19 protein-coding genes are annotated in these 23,563 nt (G+C 42.6%); 8 read left to right on the top strand and 11 right to left on the bottom strand.

Annotation, left to right across the window (positions count from 1 at the left end; all coding sequences use genetic code 11):
* The first annotated feature begins 40 nt into the window (after positions 1-40).
* The 5 genes from AB4128_RS05390 (at position 41) to AB4128_RS05370 (ending at position 6,183) form a co-directional block, all read left to right on the top strand.
* Positions 41-2,203, top strand: coding sequence for a type I secretion system permease/ATPase (locus AB4128_RS05390; protein WP_372037199.1), 2,163 nt, complete (start codon positions 41-43; stop codon positions 2,201-2,203).
* Positions 2,200-3,513 (top strand): HlyD family type I secretion periplasmic adaptor subunit, encoded by a 1,314-nt coding sequence (locus tag AB4128_RS05385; protein ID WP_372037198.1) that lies wholly within the window; start codon positions 2,200-2,202, stop codon positions 3,511-3,513. Before AB4128_RS05390 ends, AB4128_RS05385 begins: the two co-directional genes overlap by 4 nt.
* A 23-nt stretch (positions 3,514-3,536) precedes the next feature.
* Positions 3,537-4,832, top strand: coding sequence for a TolC family outer membrane protein (locus AB4128_RS05380; protein ID WP_055023572.1), 1,296 nt, complete (start codon positions 3,537-3,539; stop codon positions 4,830-4,832).
* Between the two features lies 1 nt (position 4,833).
* Complete coding sequence (locus AB4128_RS05375) at positions 4,834-5,454, top strand: OmpA family protein (RefSeq protein WP_372037197.1); 621 nt, start codon at positions 4,834-4,836, stop codon at positions 5,452-5,454.
* 177 nt (positions 5,455-5,631) lie between these two features.
* Positions 5,632-6,183, top strand: a complete 552-nt coding sequence (locus AB4128_RS05370; RefSeq protein WP_055023574.1) for a thioredoxin family protein — start codon at positions 5,632-5,634, stop codon at positions 6,181-6,183.
* A 75-nt stretch (positions 6,184-6,258) separates the two neighbouring features.
* Here AB4128_RS05370 and AB4128_RS05365 read toward each other — a convergent pair whose 3' ends face one another.
* Positions 6,259-7,191 carry an exopolyphosphatase gene (locus tag AB4128_RS05365; RefSeq protein ID WP_080916953.1) on the bottom strand — a complete coding sequence of 311 codons (933 nt, stop codon included), beginning with the start codon at positions 7,189-7,191 and terminating at the stop codon, positions 6,259-6,261.
* Positions 7,192-8,490 carry an ATP-dependent RNA helicase RhlB gene (gene rhlB, locus AB4128_RS05360; protein WP_055023576.1) on the bottom strand — a complete coding sequence of 433 codons (1,299 nt, stop codon included), beginning with the start codon at positions 8,488-8,490 and terminating at the stop codon, positions 7,192-7,194.
* 144 nt (positions 8,491-8,634) lie between these two features.
* Here rhlB and trxA point away from each other — a divergent pair, with 144 nt between their 5' ends.
* Both trxA and rho read left to right on the top strand, forming a co-directional pair.
* The gene (trxA, locus tag AB4128_RS05355; RefSeq protein WP_055023577.1) at positions 8,635-8,961 is read left to right on the top strand and encodes a thioredoxin TrxA; all 327 of its coding nucleotides are present in this window, start codon (positions 8,635-8,637) and stop codon (positions 8,959-8,961) included.
* 357 nt (positions 8,962-9,318) lie between these two features.
* Positions 9,319-10,584 (top strand): transcription termination factor Rho, encoded by a 1,266-nt coding sequence (gene rho / locus AB4128_RS05350; RefSeq protein ID WP_065109317.1) that lies wholly within the window; start codon positions 9,319-9,321, stop codon positions 10,582-10,584.
* A gap of 150 nt (positions 10,585-10,734) precedes the next feature.
* On the opposite strand, the gene rhlP is transcribed toward rho, so the two are convergent.
* The 5 genes from rhlP to AB4128_RS05325 form a co-directional block, all read right to left on the bottom strand.
* Positions 10,735-11,613: a rhombotarget lipoprotein gene (gene rhlP, locus AB4128_RS05345; RefSeq protein ID WP_372037196.1), complete on the bottom strand. Its 879-nt coding sequence runs from the start codon at positions 11,611-11,613 to the stop codon at positions 10,735-10,737.
* Positions 11,614-12,003: 390 nt separating this feature from the next.
* Positions 12,004-12,951 (bottom strand): NrfD/PsrC family molybdoenzyme membrane anchor subunit, encoded by a 948-nt coding sequence (nrfD, locus tag AB4128_RS05340; RefSeq protein WP_055023580.1) that lies wholly within the window; start codon positions 12,949-12,951, stop codon positions 12,004-12,006.
* Positions 12,948-13,520 (bottom strand): 4Fe-4S dicluster domain-containing protein, encoded by a 573-nt coding sequence (locus AB4128_RS05335; RefSeq protein WP_080916960.1) that lies wholly within the window; start codon positions 13,518-13,520, stop codon positions 12,948-12,950. The genes nrfD and AB4128_RS05335 overlap by 4 nt, the downstream gene beginning before the upstream one ends.
* A gap of 12 nt (positions 13,521-13,532) precedes the next feature.
* The gene (phsA, locus tag AB4128_RS05330; RefSeq protein ID WP_055023582.1) at positions 13,533-15,809 is read right to left on the bottom strand and encodes a thiosulfate reductase PhsA; all 2,277 of its coding nucleotides are present in this window, start codon (positions 15,807-15,809) and stop codon (positions 13,533-13,535) included.
* Positions 15,810-16,136: 327 nt separating this feature from the next.
* Entirely contained in the window at positions 16,137-17,939 is a 1,803-nt protein-coding gene (locus tag AB4128_RS05325) for a PhnD/SsuA/transferrin family substrate-binding protein (protein ID WP_372037195.1), read from the bottom strand.
* A 139-nt stretch (positions 17,940-18,078) separates the two neighbouring features.
* Between AB4128_RS05325 and AB4128_RS05320 the strand changes: the two genes are divergently transcribed.
* Complete coding sequence (locus tag AB4128_RS05320) at positions 18,079-18,675, top strand: response regulator transcription factor (RefSeq protein WP_372037194.1); 597 nt, start codon at positions 18,079-18,081, stop codon at positions 18,673-18,675.
* Positions 18,676-18,867: 192 nt separating this feature from the next.
* On the opposite strand, the gene AB4128_RS05315 is transcribed toward AB4128_RS05320, so the two are convergent.
* From AB4128_RS05315 to AB4128_RS05300, 4 genes are all read right to left on the bottom strand, one after another.
* Positions 18,868-19,368, bottom strand: a complete 501-nt coding sequence (locus AB4128_RS05315) for a hypothetical protein (protein ID WP_372037193.1) — start codon at positions 19,366-19,368, stop codon at positions 18,868-18,870.
* Positions 19,369-19,379: 11 nt separating this feature from the next.
* On the bottom strand, positions 19,380-19,847 hold the full coding sequence (locus AB4128_RS05310; protein WP_372037192.1) for a hypothetical protein: 468 nt from the start codon (positions 19,845-19,847) through the stop codon (positions 19,380-19,382).
* Between the two features lie 963 nt (positions 19,848-20,810).
* Positions 20,811-21,548: a fumarate reductase iron-sulfur subunit gene (locus AB4128_RS05305; RefSeq protein ID WP_055023586.1), complete on the bottom strand. Its 738-nt coding sequence runs from the start codon at positions 21,546-21,548 to the stop codon at positions 20,811-20,813.
* Positions 21,548-23,536, bottom strand: a complete 1,989-nt coding sequence (locus AB4128_RS05300; RefSeq protein ID WP_055023587.1) for a fumarate reductase flavoprotein subunit — start codon at positions 23,534-23,536, stop codon at positions 21,548-21,550. The genes AB4128_RS05305 and AB4128_RS05300 overlap by 1 nt, the downstream gene beginning before the upstream one ends.
* Positions 23,537-23,563 lie beyond the last annotated feature (27 nt).

Here is a 23,563-nt window from a genome sequence, read left to right as displayed (position 1 = left end):
AATCAAAAACTAAAAACGCATAAGGATACGCAATATTACAATGTCAGTTACAGATAGCAGTCATGCCGATATAGCTCAACATGAAGCCTTAGTTAATATTCTAGTATTAGCCAAAGCTCACTTTGGCTTAAGCATTAGCACTGAACAAGTGCAGCAGGCACTGCCCGTACAAAAAGACATCGCCATCCAACTCACCACGGCGATGGCCAAAATAAGCTTGGACGCTGCTTCACAAAAAATTGATAGCCAGCATTTAGCGCTACCTGCACTCCTGACCGATGCTAATCAACAGGTTTTTCTCATTACCCAAAAACAAGCTGCAGGTTTTACCTTACTCAATGCTGCAGGTGAACAATCAACAATCTCACCCAAACAATTAAGCCAACAGTTTCCTCAAAAAAACAGCCTGTGTTGGTACCTCAAGCCACTCGAACAACTCGACGAGCGAGGTACTGAGCACCACAAAGAGACTAAAAGACATTGGCTTTTAGCCGCATTTGATGAAGTAAAACCGTTTTACGGCAGTTTTCTGATTGGTTCTCTGGCCATTAATTTACTCGCCTTAGTCACACCATTATTTACCATGAATGTGTATGACCGCGTTGTGCCCAACCAAGCCATTGATACCTTATGGGTCCTCGCTAGCGGTGCATCCATTGCGATTGTTTTTGACTGGTTACTGCGCCAAGCTCGTACCCGTCTTGCTGACGTCGCTGGCAAGCAAGTTGATATTAAACTTTCAAGCACATTATTTGAAAAAGTCGTCGGAATGCGGCTTGAAAACCGCCCCGCATCATCAGGGGCTTTCGCTAAACAATTACAAGAATTTGATAGCATTCGTGACTTCATCACATCAGTTACCCTTGTCACGGCAGTGGATTTACCTTTTACCCTATTGTTTTTGCTTTTAATTGCATGGTTAGGTGGCGTCATGGTGTTTGTGCCATTAACCTGCATGGTCGTACTCATTTTACTGAGTGTTTTTATGCAAAAGCGCTTATCAGTGACCATAGAAGAATCATCAAAACTGTCTACTCAGCGCCAAGCACATCTAGTCGAAAGCCTCAATATGCTAGCCGAAATTAAACAAAATAACGGTCAAGCTAAAGCCTCACGTATTTGGCATGAAACCGTCAGTAGTCTTGCAGATTGGCAAAATGAGTCCCGTATTAGCTCAAATACCCTAAGCCATAGTGTGATGAATTGTCAGCAGCTAGTGTCCATTGGCCTGATTATTACTGGCGTTTATCAAATTCATCAGGGTAACTTGAGCATGGGCGGGCTTATCGCCATCGTCATGCTCAGCGGACGCGCCTCAAGTGCTATCAATCAAATAGCCATGCTATTGCTAAAATACCAACAGACTCGCTCAGCAATTACTTCGGTTGAATCTATCTTGTCTTTACCCCAAGAAAACCAGCAGCAATCAATGAGTGTGTCGCAATTCCCATTTAATGGCAGCCTACATCTACGACACGCAAGTTTCAGTTACCCTGAGCAGCCACTAACTGCATTTAATGACATATCCCTTGATATCAATGCTGGAGAAAAAGTCGGCTTTTATGGCCCCGCAGGTGCGGGAAAATCAACATTACTGGCACTCATTGCAGGGCAGTATCAATTAAATGAAGGTCAACTTTTTTACAATCAACTCGAAGCGCAACAATGGTCCGTTAATCGACTTCGTGACCATATCGGTTATATGAGTCAGCAACCCTGTTTAGTTTATGGCACCGTCCTAGACAACTTACTTTACGGACTCCAGCACGTGGATGAAGCATTACTGGCTAAAACCATGATGAATACGGGTATCGATAAGTTAATGGATAGACTCGGCAGTGGTTTAAACAGCCAAGTGGGTGAATTTGGCCGCCAATTATCGGGCGGACAACGTCAAGCTATTGCCCTTTGCCGTACTTTACTCAGACAACCTAAACTACTGATATTAGATGAGCCAACAAGTGCCATGGATGAGCGCAGTGAAACACAAATTATCAGTAGCCTGAAAATGAATACGGCTGATTGCACCCTGCTAATCTCATCCCATAACCCCAAAGTATTGAGCCTTTGTGATCGCATCATAGTAATGGATAAAGGGGCGATAATCGGCGAGAAATCTGCCAGTGAATTTATTGAGCCCAGTAAGCGCCGAATTAAAGCGGTCAATGTGCGCCAACATACAAGCAATGAGGTGAAATCATGAGTGCCAACATGCACATCAAACACCTTGAAGGGGCAAAACGTGCCAACACTGTCATCATGCTGACTGTTGCCTTGCTTTTGGCTACGATTACTTGGGCTGCCTTCGCCACCTTAGAAGAGGTGGTGGTTGGCGAAGGCAAAGTGGTACCAGCCACAGCCGTTCAGCAAATAGAAAGTTTAGATGGCGGCAGCTTAAAAGAAATTTTAGTCAAAGAAGGCGATACCGTTAATGCGGGACAAACTTTATTAGTGATAGATGAGTTACGATTTGCCTCAGCATTCCATGAGGCAAGACTCAATAGCGTTGCCTTAAAAAACCAACTCACACGATTAGAAGCATTACTTGAAAGTGTGCAAATCAATGACAATGAACCATTATGGTTTTCACAAGTGCAAGTCAGTCTGCAACAGTTTGAGATTGCAGACCCTTCAGCCAATCGTCGTGCTCAAGCAATATACTCATCGCAACTCTCACAACTGATATCGCAATTAGATCAAACAGCGCAAATCGTCGAGCAAAAACGCCAAGCCAAAGAAGAAGTGAATATTAATATTGAGGCTCAACGCAGTGGTCTTAGCATGGCGAAACAAGAAATCCGTATGACCCGTGAAGCGGTTAGTGAAGGCGCCGTTGCCGAACTTGAACTACTAAAACTTGAGCGAGACGCAGTTCGTTTACAGGGAGAGTTATCTGCCTCGCAAGCCAGTGAAAGACAGCTTCAGGCCGCGATCAGTCAAGCGGTTGCAGAGCGACGCAATGTGGCACTCGATTTTATTAATCGCATGACTGATGAGCGTAATAAAACCAGTAACGAACTCTCAGCGTTAACCGAAAACATGAAAGCGCTAGCCGATAGGCTCGAACGCACCCAAATCACTACGCCAGTCACAGGTAGCGTGTCGAATATTCTGGTGCGCTCCGCCGGCCAAGTGGTTGAACCGGGGCAAGTTATCATGGAAATAGTGCCGCAAGATGATCAACTGATTATTGAAAGCCAAATAGCGCCTAAGGACATCGCATTTGTCCATACTGGACTGCAAGCCATGGTGAAATTCACCGCTTATGATTTTGTCATTTATGGTGGCATTAAAGGTGAGGTTATTTATGTCAGTCCAGATGCCCAGCAACTAGAAGATGGCACCACCTATTATGAGGCGCACATAAAAACAGATGAAACTCAGCTCAATGGCTGGCCAATTATCCCCGGAATGCAAGCTTCTACAGATATTTTGACCGGTCAAAAAACAGTTTTAAATTACTGGCTTAAACCATTATTACGAGCCAAAGCAAATGCACTAAGAGAACCGTAAAGGTACCAGAAGGTAAGGATACTATGCAAAAACTGCTATTCATTTCTGCTTTAGTGATGTCCACTCAAGTTCAAGCAATGACGCTAGAACAATCGGTGGCTGAAGCGATAAATCATCACCCTAGGCTGCAGCAAAAATACGCTAGCTTTGAAGCTGCTGTTCGCTATAAGAAAGCCGCAGTAGGAGACTATTTACCCCAAGTGAAGTTGTATGGTGGTGTAGGCTATGAAGAGGTGCGCTATAACAGCGGCCAACGCGTCGATACTGATTTAAATCGCACCGAGTTAGGCGTGAAAGTGTCGCAGCTGTTATTTGATGGTTTTAGAACCACTTCAGAAATTGACCGCCTCGAATTTGAACAAGAGGCTGAACGCTTTGGGCTGATTTCTGAAGCTGAAAACCTCAGCTTAGATGTCGCAACAGTGTATCTCAATTTAATGCTGTCTAACCGTGTAGTGGGGCTTGCTGAACGTAATATTGTCGAACACGAAGACATCTTAAAAGACATTATTTTGCGTCAAGCAAAAGGCCTGAGTAGTGAGTCAGACGTCGCGCAAGTCAAAGCCCGTGTAGCAACAAGTCAATCGGGATACCTTGCTGCGCGCAATGAGCAAATGGATTTACAAGCTCGTTATTACGACCTAGTTGGCCAACTTCCCACAGAGCTGCATGATGCCAAACCCGATTTTAATTATGTACCTACATCACTCAAGCTGGCACTAGAGCAAGCCGTTAAGAACCATCCAGAAATTGATGCGGCCATCAACGATACTCAAGCTGCGTCGTCACAGTATGAGCGAGAAAAAAGTGACTACTGGCCTAAGTTATCAATCGAGTTACAAGCCAATAAAAATGACAACATTGGTGGGATTGAAGGGCCTGATGAAGATGCACGAGCCATGCTAATGCTCAGTTATGACCTCTACAATGGCGGTTCAACCAATGACCGAGCAGAAGCCGCAGCCTGGCAAGTACAACAAGCAAAATCAATTCGTCAGCAAACTGAAAAACAAGTAATTGAAGGCACTCGACTTGCTTGGAACGCCTATGAATTTGTTGGCCAGCAACGTAAGTTTTATCAAGTGAATGTGGACCAAGCCGTGCAAGCAGAGCAAGGCTATCAACGTCAATTTGAGCTAGGAAGACGCTCACTTCTTGATGTGTTAGATGCCAAAGTAGAAGTTTATTTAGCCAGAAAAAACTACCTTAGCGCCTATTACAATTATCATATTGCATCGTATCGATTAATTAACGCCACAGGTCAACTCATTGAATCATTTAGAGTCGACACCCCAACACAATGGCAAGAGGAGAAGTAATATGAAACACCTTAATATGCTTCCACTTTGCCTCGTGGCATTGATGCTATCAGCCTGTATTGAAACACCTAAACCAGCCATGGTTGAACAGCAAAGTCGTGATTTAACTGATGCCGATGCCGATGGCGTTATCACAGCTAGAGATCTGTGCTTAACGACTCCTGACGGTTCAGTTATCAATAACGATGGCTGCGAGAATGCCGTCACCGTGGAGAAAAAAGCCAGCCGAGTGGTGATGTTTGAATTTGATAAACACACACTGACTGAGTATGAATCGAATCGTTTGGCTAAAATGGTAAACGCAGTCAAACACCACCCAGACGCGAAGATTTATTTGATTGGTGATACAAGCCCCGAGGGTAGCGATACCTATAACCATGAACTCGCTAAAAAGCGCACCGAAGAAATTACCCGCTTGATTGTGGCGCAAGGGATCAACAAGCAAAACATTACTTCGCAAGTGTATTTTGAAGATAATATGATCCCAGCAGCCATCAAGGGACGTGAACACAGATTAGTTGCTGTGGCTAAGTGGCAAGAATCAGGAATTGAAAAGTCTTGGCATATTTTCTCGACAGAAAAACAGCCCAAAAAGGACAAAAACAGTGCATCAGGAATATGATATGCAATAAGATTCTTATATCTGTAACAGTATTTATCGCACTTATGGGCAAGTTCAAAGTTCTCTTTGAATTATTGCCCTTGTGAGTGATCTAGCTAACAGGTCGCTCATATTCAACTTCCCTAACTTACGTCAAAATGATTGAATTATTGCATTCTTCTTTCATGAGACTTTATCATGCATAAAACTGTTAAAACATTATTAGCCACAACCGCCCTTTTCTTTAGCAGCCAATTGGTTGTAGGTTCAGCCTTAGCTAGCAGCGGCTGTGCGTTTGATGAAGAGCAATCAGGCTTCATGGCAACATGTAGCGAGGAGAAACAAGAAGTGATTATCACAGGTATTGTTGAAATTTCAGCATTAGAAAAAGATTTACCAGGCTATGCAGAAGAGTTTGAAAACTATCAAACAGATGCCGCGACTATCTCAGCATTAAAAGCCATTACCACGCCAACAAATGTGGTTGTGATTATTGGAACTTGGTGCCCTGATTGTCATCGTGAAACACCACGTTTCATGAAGCTAATCGAAGAAGTTGCTAACCCGAATATCACCGTTACCTACATTGGTGTTGATCGCAGCAAGCTTGATCCTGAAGGTTTAGCCGCTAACTATGACTTTACACGTATCCCAACCTTTATCGTTGAACAAGACAATAAAGAGATTGGCCGTATCGTAGAAAGCCCTGAAGTGACACTAGAGCAAGATTTATTGAATATCGTTAAATAAATCAAATACGCCACAATAAAAAAGGACCTATTTAGGTCCTTTTTTGATCGCTCATAACAAGCACTTTTTCAAATCTTAGCCCAGCTCAACTCTGTCAGCCAACATTTTCAGCACCCCTTCTCGAAGTGCGCCGCCAGATAAATTTAGCGACTCAATATCAAGCAATTCAAATAAGGCGATTAATATGGCGATGCCTGAAGCAAAAGTCGGTGCTTTTTCTTCAGATAAGCCTTGAATATGATGCAAAGATTCATTCTTTTGCGCCAACACTTCATCACGAAATCGATATAAGACTTTAAGGGTAATGATTTCAGATAGCTCACGATGATTCAGTACCGAAACCACGGACTGAACCGCGCCTGAGGCACCAACCACCCCTTGCCAACCTAGCTCTCTAAGTAATTCACTATGAGGAAGCAACGCATCAGACACCGCTGCTTTAGCTTGTTCAAAATGCTGAAGCTGATGAGGAACTTGATTGAAAAACTGTTGATTAAAGCGTACACAACCAAAATCTAAGCTGGTTTTAAATAGCACTTCGTTGCCATTACCAATAATAAACTCGGTACTTGCACCGCCAATATCAATCACTAAACGCTGGCCATCACCTTCGGTTGTCGCTGCCATGCCTTGATAAATAAGCTCAGCTTCACGCAGACCGCTAATCACCTCAATAGGATGACCTAATATCGGTAACGCACGTTGATGGAATTCAGCCGCATTAGAAATAACACGGAGTGTTGCTGTGGCAAAAACAGCAACATGTTGCTGAGCTACTTGATGTTTTTCAAGCATATCAGCAAACATTTGCAAGCAATCAAGACCACGCTGTAACACATGTTCAGCTAAGCGATTATCCTCGCCAATACCTTCAGCCAAGCGCACCTTTTGCTTATATTTAGCAATAATCGTTGGTTGGCCATCCAATGTTTGGGCAACCAACATATTAAAGCTATTTGAGCCAAGCGTTATCGCGGCGTAACAGGGTAATGTAGCTGAAACAGTCATTTACGAGTGTCTGCGATTCCTTTGAGGTGGACGACCACCACTGCGGTGAGCACCATTACGGTTAGCACCATCACGACCACGAGTCGTTGGGTGTTTACGATGAATACGCACTGGTGGCGGTAAATCATCAAGTAACGCTTCACGATCGTAATTTGTCACTGGAATTGAGTGCTTAATGTAAGTCTCAATTGCAGGTAAGTTTAATGCATATTCTTCACATGCAAAACTCACTGACACGCCTTTTTGACCTGCACGTCCAGTTCGGCCAATACGGTGAACATAATCTTCACAGTCATCCGGTAAGTCATAGTTATATACATGAGATACATCAGAAATATGTAAGCCACGCGCAGCAACATCAGTTGCCACTAACACATCAAGCGAACCATTAGTAAATTGCTCAAGAATACGAATTCGTTTCTTTTGCGGCACGTCACCTGTCAGCAATCCAACTCGATGACCGTCACCTTCTAACCATGACCATACTTTTTCGCAGCTGTGCTTAGTATTAGAGAATACAATGGCTTTTTCTGGCCAGTCTTCTTCTAATAATGTTAGCAACAGGCGCATTTTGTCATCTGTTGAAGGGTAAAAAATTTCTTCTTTGATGTTTTTTGACGTTTTTTGCTCAGGCGCAATTTCGACTTTCTCAGGATCATTCATATGATCATAAGCTAGCTCTTGTACCTTCATTGATAATGTCGCTGAATAAAGCATATTCAAGCGAGATTTCGCATCAGGCATACGTCTAAACAAGAAACGGATATCTTTAATAAAGCCTAAGTCGAACATACGGTCAGCTTCATCTAATACGACAGCTTGAATCGAGTTCAAACTAATCACACCTTGGCGAACGTAATCAATAATACGACCCGTTGTGCCAATAAGGATATCAACACCAGCATCAAGCACTTGGCGTTGAACATCATAGCTTTCACCGCCATAAACAATACCCACTTTTAAGCCGGTATGTTTTTCTAATAATTTGGCATCTTTTGCAATCTGAATCGCTAATTCGCGAGTCGGCGCCATGATAATTGAACGTGGCTGATTGACTTGTCGCCCTTCTGGCACGGCAACGGATAAAAGATGGTTAAAGGTTGCAACCAAAAAAGCCATTGTCTTGCCAGTACCTGTTTGTGCCTGACCTGCAATATCTTTTTGTTGTAATAAAATGGGGAGAGATAACGCCTGTATCGGCGTACAAAATTCAAAGCCATTTTCGTTTAAAGCCTGAACAACCTCTGGTTTCAGAGGGAAGTCGGCGAATCTTTGGGTAGATAAATGTGTTTCGCTCATAGCACAAGCATACTCGTTAGTGTTGCAAAAAAAGACTTAATCGTTTGAAATAGCCCACACGTTTACTTGAAAACTATTTAACCGCCCCAATATACATGGTAAGCCATTAATAAACTAGCAATGGTGCCAAATCTGGAGATTTACATGAGCGATAAAATTGTATACCTAAGCGATGACAGCTTCGAAAATGACGTTATTAACTCAGAATTACCTGTATTGGTAGACTTCTGGGCTGAGTGGTGTGGTCCTTGTAAAATGATTGCCCCAATCTTAGATGACGTAGCTGAAGAGTACGCAGGTAAGCTAACAGTAGCTAAACTTAACGTTGACCAAAATAATGTTTCACCTGCTAAGTACGGTGTACGTGGCATCCCGACATTATTAATGTTCAAAGGCGGCGAGTTAGTAGCGACTAAAGTTGGCGCACTATCTAAGACTCAATTAAAAGAGTTCATCGACGCACAAGCTTAAGCAAGCCTCAAATCAGAATCACAGCCTATCTGATTGAATGTTGAATATTATTCATAACGAGTGCTGTTGTTAGACTCGTTATTGGCTTAGAGACTCTCATATATGAGAGTCAATAACGCTAATCAATCATGACGATGCTGCGCATTTTGAGCTTGAATAGTGATTATCGGCACAATATGTGAACAATTTGTGCCGATAATTAGCTAAAATTCTGGACGCACACTCCATATAGTGCTAATTTATTCAGCAGATTTTTTCAACTAAACTCCTACTCGCTTATCAATCACACTTTATCTACACCGTTATACCCTATGATTGATTGCGGTAAGCATCGTCGCGTAATACAAGACCCCCAACATGAATTTAACTGAATTAAAAGACACGTCTATATCGGACCTAGTTTCACTCGCTGAAAGCATGAAATTAGACAATATGGCCCGTGCTCGCAAGCAGGACATCATTTTCTCAATTCTGAAAGCCCACGCCAAAAGCGGTGAAGATATCTTTGGTGGCGGTGTATTAGAAATCCTTCAAGATGGTTTCGGATTTTTAAGAAGTTCAGATGGATCTTACTTAGCAGGCCCTGATGACATTTATGTCTCTCCAAGCCAAATTCGACGCTTCAATATGCGTACCGGTGATACCATTTTTGGTAAAATCCGCCCACCAAAAGACGGTGAACGCTATTTTGCCCTGCTAAAAGTCAACGAAGTAAACTTCGACAAGCCTGAAAATTCTCGTTCTAAAATCTTATTCGAAAACTTAACCCCGCTACATGCAGAAGATCGCCTACGCATGGAACGCGGTAATGGTTCGACTGAAGATATTACCTCGCGTATTCTTGATTTATGCTCTCCTATCGGTAAAGGTCAACGTGGCTTGATTGTCGCACCGCCAAAAGCGGGTAAAACCTTATTACTTCAAAACATGGCGCAAAGCATTACCTACAACAACCCAGAAGTGGTGTTAATGGTATTACTGATTGACGAACGTCCTGAAGAAGTAACCGAAATGCAACGCATGGTAAAAGGTGAAGTGATTGCTTCAACCTTTGATGAGCCAGCTTCACGTCACGTTCAAGTGGCAGAAATGGTTATCGAAAAAGCTAAACGTTTAGTTGAGCACAAAAAAGACGTGGTGATTTTATTAGACTCAATCACGCGTCTAGCACGTGCATACAACACCGTGATTCCATCATCAGGTAAAGTCCTGACCGGTGGTGTTGACGCTAACGCTTTACACCGTCCAAAACGTTTCTTTGGTGCTGCACGTAACATCGAGCACGGTGGTAGCTTAACTATTATCGCAACAGCGCTTGTCGATACTGGTTCTAAGATGGATGAAGTCATTTACGAAGAATTTAAAGGTACAGGTAACCAAGAGTTACACCTTTCTCGTAAAGCAGCTGAAAAACGTGTATTCCCAGCGATTGATTTCAACCGTTCAGGTACGCGTCGTGAAGAAAAACTCACCACGCCAGATGAACTTCAGAAGATGTGGATTTTACGTAAAATCCTTAATCCAATGGATGAAGTTTCAGGTATGGAATTCCTTATCGATAAATTGGCCATGACCAAAACAAACGATGAGTTCTTCACTGCGATGAAACGCGCTAAAACCTAACGTTTATTCTGCATTAAAAAAACCACCTATATTGGTGGTTTTTTTGTGCCTGTACTTTCAACAAGCGGACATGTCAGCATGCAATACTTCAGTAAAAGCACTGAGAAAAGCTAATTATTTAACACTTTAGGGTGTAGGTACTGTTTTTGATTATGTTCTACCTACTCGGTTTCTAAATCCAAATACCATCATTATGAAAAACAGTGTTATATCTAACAAACCTAGTGCGCCACCTTTAGAACTATAACCTTCACTATGCGTTATTTTTACTTGATCAGGGTTTTCTTTAACTCTCTTTTTAAAGCTATCCAATTGAGTGTTTAAATTCATAACCATACTATCCGCTGCTTGCTCAAAGCCTTGAATACTATCTGCTCTTAACTCTTCACTTAAATTAATAGGTGTTGAGCTGCCTGATATCTGACTGGTTCCTGGCGCCCTAAATAGCATCATTTTACTGTCGATATCGTAGACAACTGTATCCATCAAGGTATTCGTATCATTCTTCTCGCCTGATACCACATAAGCACCGACAATTGTCCAATAGCTTAGCGATAATATGCCCTCATCGGTGAACTGTACTTGGTCATAAGAAACCAATGCGATCACATCAATACCATACATAGTTTGTATTTGAGACAAATTAGCAAAACTACCACCAGCAGTTAAATACGCAGAAGGGATCACTTCTATGCTGCTAACAAAATCCAACATCCGAAAGTTACTAGCAACACTTTCTAAAATTTCGGTTTTCTTAGATTCCGATAACCCTGCAGAATAACTATTTCCGGTCCAAGAGTTATGAGATGAGCTATCACTTTTACTTGCAGGAACAAACGCAACACCAACCCGTAACGGGAGAGTTAACTGAGGGATTGCAGGGGTAATTACTGCTTCGCTGGACTTTGGATAAAGGTAATCCATCACACTACTTTTGGTATTCACTTGCTGCGAAGCGCATCCAGATAACAACAGTATAGCCAGTATGCTGACCAACCTAATGTTCTTATTTAACGGCCAATAAATCATAAATCCCTCTATGTTATTTTGGTGCTTATCTATTGCGAGTCATTGATCCGCAACTACCACAAACACTCATGATCAATACTCTTCAAACATCTGAATCAAATGATTAAATAAAAATGACTATATCATTACTGCACATGATTGCATCGGATAAATTTAAACCTAAATAAACATGCTCGATTAACATGTGATGCTCTTGGAATGTAAAACTGATAGTAGTACTGGTAGTAGTATTGATATTAATAATGGAATAAGTGATTTTCGCCGGGAGTCAATTTCCACAGCTAATGTGAGAAATAATCTAACGCTATAAATATTGTGAGTACGATAAAGCCGCTAAACAGTATATGTTAAGCGGCTTTTTTGAGGGTTAAACTCCAAGTTTTAAACTGACTAACTGATATAACTTTGTCCTGCATACACCACGAAGTGACGTAAGGCTAATACCCCAAGAATGGTGCTACAAGAAACCGTGATTAAAAACCCTTTTGTATGACGCCATGACTTAGGTGCAATCGTGCTAGCAAGTACTGGCACAACTAAACCTAAACCAACAACCCCTAGCCAAAATACACTCGCCCACGTTCCTGTAGTGATGGCTGACGTTGCTGCTTGCGCTGCAGGGCCTGAAAAGTTAAGCCCAACAAACAATAACACCAGACATAAGGCTTCGTTAAAGGCCACAGGGTATTCGATACGATGCACTTGCTCGATACAATCAGATTCTTTTTTGCTAAAGAATAAGGTCGCAACCAAAATGTTACCTGCTGAACCTACCGACAAAGCTGATGCTAAAAATAGTGCAGGTAACACAGCAGTATTTAATATCGGGTAGCTAATCAACGCTGATAATAAAAAGCCTGTGTAAACCCCAACCCCTATCGCCAATATAAAGATCAACTTGTTAAGGCTATTCTCAAGTTGGCGACATACTTTAGCCACGCCAGCTAACCAGGGTGCATATTTAAGTAACTGCTTTTCAAACACTAAACCAGCAAATATAAACACCAGCGGGATATAAAATAATAATGCTAATACCCCCCAAGCCATCACCGAAGTAAAGTTGTAGTTAAGCAGAATATGGTAAAACTCAAATGGCTTGGTTAAATCAAGCACTAATAGCGCCATGCCTAGACAAATAGAGACAGGGCCAACTACCGCTGCGGCTTTGATCACCGGTAACCCTTCTGTCGGTAAACCTCGGCTCTGCTTGTACCATTTGAGCCCTATTGCCACCAGCATTGAACCTGCTGATAACCCTGCCATAAATAAATACACTGCGATTATCCAGTTCCAGACGACTGGATCGTATTGCTCCATTGAGCCCCAGATATTATTCATGCTTTGATCCCTCCTTTACGGCTAGGAATACGATAAACCCTTGGCTCAGTGCCTAGATTCACTTTTTGTTGGTAATGATTTTTGGTGTCTAGCAATTGACTCACTTCAGAAGTTAAATCATTGGCATCACCAAAGGTCAGCGCTTGGGTTGGGCACACTGCTACACATGCAGGGTCTTCGCCTCGAGCTAAACGGGTTTCTTTACAGAAGTCACACTTGTCCGGCACGCGGGTTTCAGGATTGATAAAGCGCACTTTGTAAGGACACGCCGCCACGCAATACAAGCAACCAACACACTTACCTTCATTGATGGACACAATGCCATCATCGTTGACATAAGCCGCTCCAGTTGGACAGACTTTCACGCAAGGTGCGTTTTCACATTGCTCACATGACACGCGGTTGTATTTAAAATGCAGGTGAGGAAAATTACCGTAAGGCCCCTCAACTCTTACCTGAATACGGGTCACCGACTCAGGGACATTATTTTCACTGCGACAAGCGACATTACACGCTTGGCAGCCAATGCACTTATTTTCATCGTGCACAAGGACATAACGTTTAGTCATAATGAACTCCGATTAAATCTTGGCTATTTTGACGCCGGTAGTATGTAGGTTCATACCTGTTACCGGAGCCGTGACATGAGGAAGTAAGTTACCGCAATGAATACCCTTGCCTGTGGCACGCGCAAGCTCTTTGTTTTTAGAGCCACAACCCATATAAGCAAATACGGTATCAGGACGTATACCTGGCGTGACTAAGGCATGACCCTCTTCGCTGCCTGTATCGTTGAAGATACGAATTTTATCGCCGCTCGAAATCCCCATATGTCCCGCTGTTATCGGGTGGATCCACAAGGCATTGTCAGACATCAAGTTAGCCAGCATGGGGACATTTTGCGTTGCGCCATTGGTATGTACGGCGACCTTACCTTGGATGAAAAATAGCTCATCAGCTTTTTTCATGGTGACTTCGCGGTATTTAATCACGCCGCGTCCAGGTGCCATTTTTTCCACTTTATCTGAGCTTAATTCAATCTTGCCTGACGGCGTTTTAAAGCTCAGATGGCTGGCATAAGTGCTATCTTCATCTGGGGCTTTGGCATTAGCGTATTCAGTTACAAACGCATTCACCATGCTCGGTTCACGTAACATTAATGGTTTGCCGTAGCTTACCCAGCCATCACGCTTAATTTTATCCAGCAAGCTAATATCTTTATTCACTTGGAACATCTGCAAGGTCTGCATATTTTCCCAAGGGAAGTACTCACCAAGGCCTAATTTATCTGCCACCTCTTTCCAAATCTGCCAGCTTGGCTTAGTGTCACCAATGGTATCGACCACCCTTTGGCGCACGTAATAAGCTGGGTTCTTGCCTGACTTATCCTTAATTTCTTCATCACGTTCAAGGTAGGTAGATTCAGGTAGGAACACATCAGCATAAGCTGCGCTTTCGGTGATGTATAAGTCGCATGCGACAACAAAGTCGAGCTTTTTCATCGACTCTACAATCCGTGCTCTGTCGGTCATGGTTTGCATTGGGTTTGTGCGGCTCATAACCCAGCCGTGTAATTGATAAGGCACTGCTTCAAGGGTGGCATCTAAAATGCTTTGATACACCCCGCCTGATGACCACAATAATGCGTATTGCTCATCGACCATATCAATACGTTTAGCATCAATTTTAGGAAGGTTTTTCACCCCTGGCTTTGACAAGGTTGGCGCTACGGTTTCGCCAGCATATTTATTGTAGCTAGACGCTTTTTTACCGAAATATAAGCCACCTTTACGCTCAATATTGCCCACTAACACGTTGGCGGCATATAGCGCACGGCGCATTTCAAACTCTTCAGTTGTAAATGAGGCTCTGTGACCAAAATCCACTAATGCATGAGGCGCTGCAGCAGCATATTCATGGGTAATACGGCGAATATCTTCAGCGGGGACATCACTTATCGCTTCGGCCCATTCAGGTGTGTAGTTTTTGACTTCTTTGGCAAACTCATCAAAGCCTTCAACGTACTGTGCGACAAAATCTTTATCGTATAAATCATCATTAATCAGGGTATGACAAATCGCCAAGGCAACCGCTACATCTGTACCTGGTTTAATGGCGTACCACTCATCAGCTTTATCAGCCACGATAGAAAAGCGTGGTTCAAATACCACTAGCTTGGCGCCCTTTTCCATTTGTGCATTCATCATCCCGCGAGTTTCAGACATATTAATGCCTTCATACAAGTTATGACCGAAGTTGATGATGTACTTTGAGTTACTTAAATCACGTTTAATTTTGCCACCAAAGATGGCTTTAGCTGCAACCACATAACCAGCTGGACAAGTCGATGCGTGAGTAAAGGTATTTGGGCTGCCAAAGGTTTTGGCGAGATGAAAAAGATGGCTTTCAAGCGAGCCAGACTTAGAAGAAAATGCAACAGACTCTGCGCCATGCTTGGCTTTAATTTTATTGAGGTTTTCCGCTATCAGACTGTAGGCTTCATCCCACTCGATTTCAGCCCACTTGCCTTCGCCACGCTCCCCCACTCGCTTAAGCGGCTTAACAATACGCTGCTTATCGTAAAGTAAACTATGACCAGCGCCACCACGGGCACACACAGCACCGCCAAATGATTTCGCTTTTTTATTCCCTAAAATAGAAACGTTTTTGCCGTTTACTACTCGAGCAGAAATAGGACAACGTGTTGAACACATCTCGCAGCTACTTGCGACTAGCTCTTCACTCCCTTGCACAGTGACGCTACCCAACGCAGCAATCGAGCCTGGCAGCGCAGCGAGTGCACAACCTGCTGTGCCTGCTCCTGCGCCTTTGATAAAGGTTCGCCGATCTAGTTTCATGGTACTTCTCCCAATTGACAACGATGCCCAAGAACCTTAATCAGCTTGCTTTAATATCCAATCTACTGGATGGCATAACGGTTAAGTAGTTCTAAGGTTTTCATCATTCTCAAACAGAAGAAGCGAATTGAATATTGTGGTAAACCACATATCTACGGCGGGTATTTCGGCTTTGTGACTGTGTTCACGGTTTAAAAAAACACCAACACATGTCTATTTTTTTCGCTATTGTGGTAAACCACATTTTGTCTATTTTCGTGATAAAAACAAAATAGTCAGTATTAATGCGACTCAACCTGCCTCTATCGAGGCAGGTTGTTATTCACGTTAAACAATGAGTTTTTGCTGGCTGCCTCTTTTTTTCAAACTGATTTTGGCAATGCAACCAGATTGAATATCTTGTCGATTGTTAAGGCTAAAGGCGCCTTCATGCTCCTTGATGACTTCATTACAAATCGCAAGTCCAAGGCCTAAACCATTTTCTTTGGTGGTATAAAAGGTTGCCATTAACGCATCTGATGTCTCAGGTAAGCCTGGGCCATTATCGATTATCGAAACATCCACCTGATGCTCTTTAAAATCCATTGCGATGACAATTTTGGCTCGTTTTACAGCCTCAGCACTATCACTTATCGCATCAATACTGTTTTTAATTAGATTAATCAGCACCTGCAACAGGCCAACTCTATCGGCGGTAATAAAAAATGGCTCACCTTTGATATTGTTTTCAACACTGATATCGTGTCTAGCCAATTCAATTTTGAGTAATGACACACTCTCATCGACCAAACTCAAAATGTTGACATCCACCATGACCGCTTCTTTGCGCTTTAATAAACCACGAATACGGTGCACAACTTCGCCAGCTCGGGTGGATTGTTGATGGATTTTAGTCAGCAATGCTTTAGCTGATTGTTCATCAAAAGGCTGATTATTTTCCAGCCTCATAATAGCGCCTTCACTGTAACTGGTAATCGCCGCAATGGGCTGATTAATCTCATGTGCGAGCCCTGCGCCAATCTCACCAATAATGGCAGCACTTTGCAGTTTTTCTAACGCCAATTCTTGTTGTTTTAATTGCCGCTCAGACTCAATTAACGATTCACTTTTTTGATGAAATCGATACTCAATCCATAAGTGGTAAACCGTCGCGACGATAAATAACAGCACTGCCAAACCACCCCAATGACGATTATCATTAAGCCATTTTAGTAAAGTGTCCCAGCGGTTTACTTCTGACGCTTCAACATGAAGCTCACTGAATAACTGAATCACTGCCAGCTGACTAATAGGTGACGTCCACCCTTTTAGTTTTGCTTGTATTGCAGCAGGGTGCTCTGAAGGCAAATCCATTAGCGCTTGAGTGATATGTTTACTGAGTTCAATATCCACGCTCTCATTCGCAGCAAACGACCAGTTAGGATAAAGATTAGTACTGCACTGGCAGTCGAACCCTTTCGGGCGACTCGGGTTTAATATACGAAACTCATCCGCTTTAATCAGCCCTCGCTCGACCATATCTTCAAAGGTACATAATGGCGTTATCGCCGCATCCACGTTGCCGTCACGCACTTGATACAATAATGGATCGAGTGGGAACCCAAGAAATTTAATCTCTTTAAAGTAATTTTTAGTGTCCATGCCCAATTTATGCATCAAGCCAATGGTAGCTTGATAGCCTCCTAGCGCATGAGGGTCACTAGCCGCAATGGTTTTTTGCTTTAAGTCGTACAAGGTACGGTAATCACTGTCAGCCCTAACAATAATGGCTGAGCCAATAGCAGAGGTAGCGCCGTTATGACGCCTTGAACGCATCGTAGCTAGCCAAGACAAAGGGAACTGATTGGATAAATAAAGGTATTGCCCAGGGTTGGTAATAATAAACTGGATTTTTCCTGATTCCATTGCCGCATTCAAGGCTTCGAAATTACCTGGATAAACATGAAATCGGGTATCAGGTACCTGTTCATTCAAGTAATCCATCATCGGCGTCCAACGAGCAATCGCCTGTTGATCGCCCCAATTGGCAAGCACACCGACATAAAGCTCTTGCGGTTTAGCCCAAACTGGTGACAAAAAGCTAATAGCGATTAAACAAAGCAATATCCGCAGCACAATAAAACCTTTCATTAGAAAACTATAATAAGCTTACGATGAGCGGCAATCACGCAACGTGATGGATTTCATGGTTTGTATAAAATTAGTTCGCATATCGATTCAAACTGAGATATTTATCAATGATGCATTCAAAACGTTGCAAGGAATACACATGCAAACTGACATTCATTGCCCAGTCTATTTAGTCGATGATGATGAAGCCATTATCGATTCAATATGCTTTTTAATGGAAGGGTTCGGTTATCAGCTAACCAGCTTTAACTCTGGAGACGTCTTTCTCGCTCAGGTTGATTTGTCACTAGCAGGTTGCGTTATTTTAGATGCCAGAATGCCTGGACTTAGCGGCCCAGAAGTACAGCAATTATTGAATGAAGCGAAAAGCCCGTTGTCGATTATCTTCTTAACAGGACATGGCGATGTGCCAATGGCAGTAGATGCCTTCAAACAAGGCGCTTTTGATTTTTTCCAAAAACCAGTACAAGGCAAAGTGCTAGCACAATCCATAGAAAAAGGGCTGCAATACAGCGTGAAACAACACTGGAAAATGCACAATTTGGCTTTAATTGATGGACTGTCAGAGCGAGAAAATCAAATCTTCAAATTAGTTATCGCAGGCAATACCAATAAACAAATGTCGAATGAATTATGTGTGGCAGTCAGAACGATCGAAGTTCATCGCTCAAAATTAATGGAAAAACTGGGCGTGCAAAATATTGCAGAATTAATGAAGCTAGCGCCTTTGGTTTAGTTATCTAGCAATCTCTTTATCGGATAAAGTTTGAAGCTTATTTTTGGACAAAAATAATTTAGTGCAAAGGGTCTATGAATGGGTATTGGGATTAGTAAATGTATGGGTATCAAAAAAATTCACACTGACTCCGCATATCCAAGGCCACTCACCTAAATCAGCGTGAACTCTCACGCCGCTTATCCTTTTACGTTAGCTAATATCCTTCTCATACTTTTCAAGTAAAAGAGCCATCTCTTCTTCAAATATTTGAAAAATAGTATTCATTTGCCTCTTGGCTACAGAATTTTCAATAAGTTCAAAATATTGTTGGTTGTTAAAAGATGATGGCGCCTTGTTATCAAGTGAATAAAGCTGATGCGTTTTTTGTCGCATTTGCTCAAATAAGTAACCAATAAATTGTTTGTGCATTAACAGTGGAAAAAGTGTGTTTTTACCTTCTGTGCTTTTTAGCAAACAACTCCATTCACAAGCCTTTTTTACTTTTAGTTTATGTAAGTTGTAATAAACATCTTCTCGAATTTTAACAGTATCTTCTAGCTGTGTATCAAGATAAGACTCGTAATATGTAATTTCTTTAATTAATTCTTTTCTCTTAAAATACTTAAACATATCGCGATATCTCCAAATATAGCTAACGCCATTAGCATGGACGAGTAGCGCAGCAACGAGTCCAACCCGAAGAGCCTTCATGACTGCGATTGTTATATTTTATTTTCTTGCTTATAAGTGATTTGGTATTTGAGCAGCGGCAAACATTTTGCTTCAGAATCATCCCACTTTGGGATTGCTATTTTTATAATCAAATTATCAATATTGTTTGTTAATAATGTTAGCAAGCTACTATAGAGCTTTTTACTTAAACGAATTGTGATAAAAGTCCTTTCGGCATCATCGTAGTTTATACTGCCGAGAGGAAACTTACCTTCAAGGTTTTGCAATAAACTCTCTTCTGCTTCCTCAATCGAGATAGTAGCTCTTTTATATGAATATGTGCCGTATTCTGAATTGGATAAGCCAGAAAATAAGCTAAAGCTAGAGGTGATAATGTCGCCTTTTTCATTCTCTGAGTCAGCGAAATTACCTAAGGAAAACCCAGAAATATTAGCTTCAAGCCATTCGTAATCAGAGCGTTCTTCTAATACTTCATCTAGTGATGGGTGATGTGGCATGTTTCCTCCTTGAAATATAACCCCTCGCTAAGCGGACCAAAATTAGTGGGGGCAGAGTAAACTTTATAGGTTGGCGATAGGCACATTTTATTAAATGGCTTTTCTTCCCTAAATGGCATGCCCGATGATTGTATTCGAGGTTACCCAACGCTGTCCTTAAGTGGTTATACTTTAATATAATTTATGGCTTTAATTCAATGTTTTACTTAGTTTTTATTAACTAAGTTATCGTAGGTCATCACTTCAATCTAATCCATTGCCTGCCGCAGGTGCTGTATAGGATATACGAATGTCGCGATCACATGGATGTGAAAGAGAGACCTTTTATGCAGATACATCCAAGACACGCCGTTAACACATCCATGTGGGCTCTACGAAAACAAATAACATCCATGTTAAGCGGCCAGTTCGGCATCCATGCCTCTCGCTCAGAGTGTTTCACACTGTGAAACTTCGCCTTGTTTTCGAAGGTCTTGAACGCATCTACACTGGGATTATTTTCTCTTCGATTTGACTGCATTCGTGTCAATTTAAAGAGCTAAAAGGCGCTCAATTTGAATTGAGGACGTTGAAGAAAATAGCGTGATGCTCACATGGATGTGAGCATAGCTTTCGCGGTGCAGGGATGCACCATCGGAAGCGTTAGCATTTTCGAATAAGTCTGAAGTTAGCAACAAACGAAGTTTAAAGCTGGATCAATCCCCATCGAAAATTATGCGCTTTCCAGCATTTTTCGTTAGGGGCGCTGAGGGTTTGTTAAGGGGGACAAGCGCTTTCCCCCTTGACTCTGGTGTGGGCGAAGCGCCACGACGTTAATCCAAACGGAGTTTGGAAATCCAGTATGAAATCCATATGTCTAAAACTGATATTAACTAAGTTCCGTGACCTTGATTTGTTCAAAATGGCAGACAAAAAAGCCGCTTACCTCTGCAGATATGCGGCTTTTAAATGTTTAGCGATTAATTAACAGCTCACAATCGTTTGCGCCATCTTACGTCTTAGGTAAGCGATTTGCTGCATATGCGGTAAATCTTTTGGACAAGCGTCTTGGCAACCCAATAAGGTCATACAACCAAATACACCATCTTGATTACCAATCACATGATAGAAATCTTCCGCTGTGCGGGTATCACGGCTATCCATTTCAAAACGAGCGATTTTCATCATACCCACAGCGCCAACAAAAGTGTCTTTCATTTGTTTGGTCGCACACGCAGAAACACACACACCACATTCAACACAGCGCTCTAGCTCATATAACTTAGCCGCTTCAGCTGGATCCATTGGGTTTTCTAAGCGGTGAATGTCGATGTCATTACTGTCTGGTTGCAGCCACAGTTGTAAACGCTCTGCCAGCTCACGCATAAACTTACCAGTATTCACCGATAAATCGCCAATTAGCTCGAATCCTGGTAATGGCATAAGTTTAATTTTGCCATCAGGGAAATTAGCCGTCAGTGTGCGACACGCTAGTGTTGGTTTGCCATTAATCACCATGGCGCAGCTGCCACAAATGCCTGCACGACAAACAAAATCAAACTGCAAAGAAGGATCTTGCTGCTCACGTAACAGGTTTAATGCAATAAACACTGTCATTCCTGGCGCTTCAGTGATCTCGTAAGTCACCATCTTTGGCTTATCGTTAGGATCTTGTGGATCATAACGAAAAATATCAAAACTGATAGTACGTGGTGCACTCATTACTTCTCTCCCGACACAGGGCTTGTGTCACTTAATCTTTCATTACGAGGACGTAATGTTTCGGGTAATTCAAAAGGCATGATGGCTGCTTGTTTGTCAAATCGGTCGGCATCATCACCTAATTCGGCAAGAATATCGGCAATTTGGGCTTCACGCGCTGCAGTATCAGGATGCGCCACGGCATTGTCATTACCATAGCCACGATATCCTGGTGGCAACTCCATCTTCATCACATCAAGTTGCTCGTAATGTAGTTCTGGCTCAAGTGCATTTTCATCTGGCCATGTTGATAGTGTGCGATTTAACCACTCTTTATCGTTACGTTGCGGGTAATCTTCACGGGCATGGGCACCACGGCTTTCTGTGCGCGCATTGGCACCACATGCAACCGTTAGGGCAACACGCAGCATACGCGGGACTCTTAATGCTTCAACTAATTCAGGGTTAGCGTGACGTTTTTTGCACTTAAGGCCAATATTTTTACTGCGTTTAAGCAAGTCTTTTAACTCGCTGACGGCTTTTTCAAGCTCAGGGCCATTACGGAAAATACCCACGTAATTCATCATAATGCGCTGCATAGCGAGTTTGATATCAAATACGTTTTCAGTACCTTCACCGACTAATAGCTCATCAATTTCGCCTTGTAATTTTGACATGGTGTCATCGATGACTTGTGTATTAATCTCTAGGGTATTCTTCTCACAAAAATCAGCGACATACTTACCGATAATCATGCCGCCAACCACGGTTTCTGCTAGTGAGTTACCGCCTAAACGGTTAAAGCCATGCATATCCCAACAGGCTGCCTCACCGACACTGAATAAACCTGCAAGCTGCGGACTTTCACCGGTAGCATTCGTGCGTATGCCGCCCATTGAGTAATGCTGAGTTGGTCTGACTGGAATCCAATCTTTCGCAGGGTCGATACCAAGGAAGTTTTCACAAATCTCTTTAACTTCACGTAAGTTGGTTTCAACGTGTTTACGACCAAGTAGAGTAATATCGAGCCATAAGTGTGGGCCATAAGGGCTATCAACCCCTTTACCCTTGCGCATATGCTCGGTCATGCGGCGTGATACCACATCACGTGATGCGAGCTCTTTCTTTTCAGGCTCATAGTCAGGCATAAAGCGATGACCATCTTTATCACGTAATAAGCCGCCATCACCACGACACCCTTCTGTGGTTAAAATCCCTACTGGCACAATGGCTGTTGGGTGGAACTGCACCGCTTCCATGTTGCCTAAGGCGGCAACGCCCGTATCTAATGCCAATGCTTGGCCTATACCTTCACAGATGATTGCATTGGTAGACACTTCGTAAATACGACCATAGCCGCCAGTAGCAATAGTGGTTGCCTTGCCAATATAGGCACGTAATTCACCTGTAATTAAACAGCGTGCAATCACACCATGACAGCGTTTGCCATCATGGATAAGTGATAAAGCTTCAATACGTTCATGAACAGGAATGTCCATTTCAATGGCTTTATTATCTACTGCATATAACAATGAATGACCTGTACCGTCAGCGGTATAGCAAGTACGCCATTTTTTAGTACCACCAAAGTCACGGGCATTAATTAAGCCATGGGCTTTTTCAGCTTCGGTAATAGTGACTTTTTCAGCATTAACGACCACTTGCCGATCGCCAGCAGTAATACGAGACCAAGGCACACCCCAGTTAGCTAATTCACGCACCGCTTTTGGCGCGCAATGAGCAAACATTCTTGCTACGTCTTGATCGCAGCCCCAATCAGACCCTTTTACAGTATCTTGGAAATGGACATCTTCATCATCACCCATACCTTTAACTGTATTACCAAGGCTCGCTTGCATGCCACCTTGAGCCGCTGCAGAGTGAGAACGCTTAGCAGGGATAAGCGATAACACCACGGTATCTAAACCACGTTCTTTTGAAGCAATAGCAACGCGCAAACCAGCAAGGCCTGCGCCAACGACTAATGAGTCTGTATAAATTATTTTCACGGGTATTCCTTAAATTCGATACGAGGT

It is taken from the genome of Shewanella sp. 10N.286.52.A9, assembly GCF_041468985.1.
GTDB classification, from domain to species: domain Bacteria; phylum Pseudomonadota; class Gammaproteobacteria; order Enterobacterales; family Shewanellaceae; genus Shewanella; species Shewanella japonica.
The sequence above is the reverse complement of the archived record's forward strand: the minus strand, read 5'-3'. Positions and strand labels throughout refer to the sequence as shown.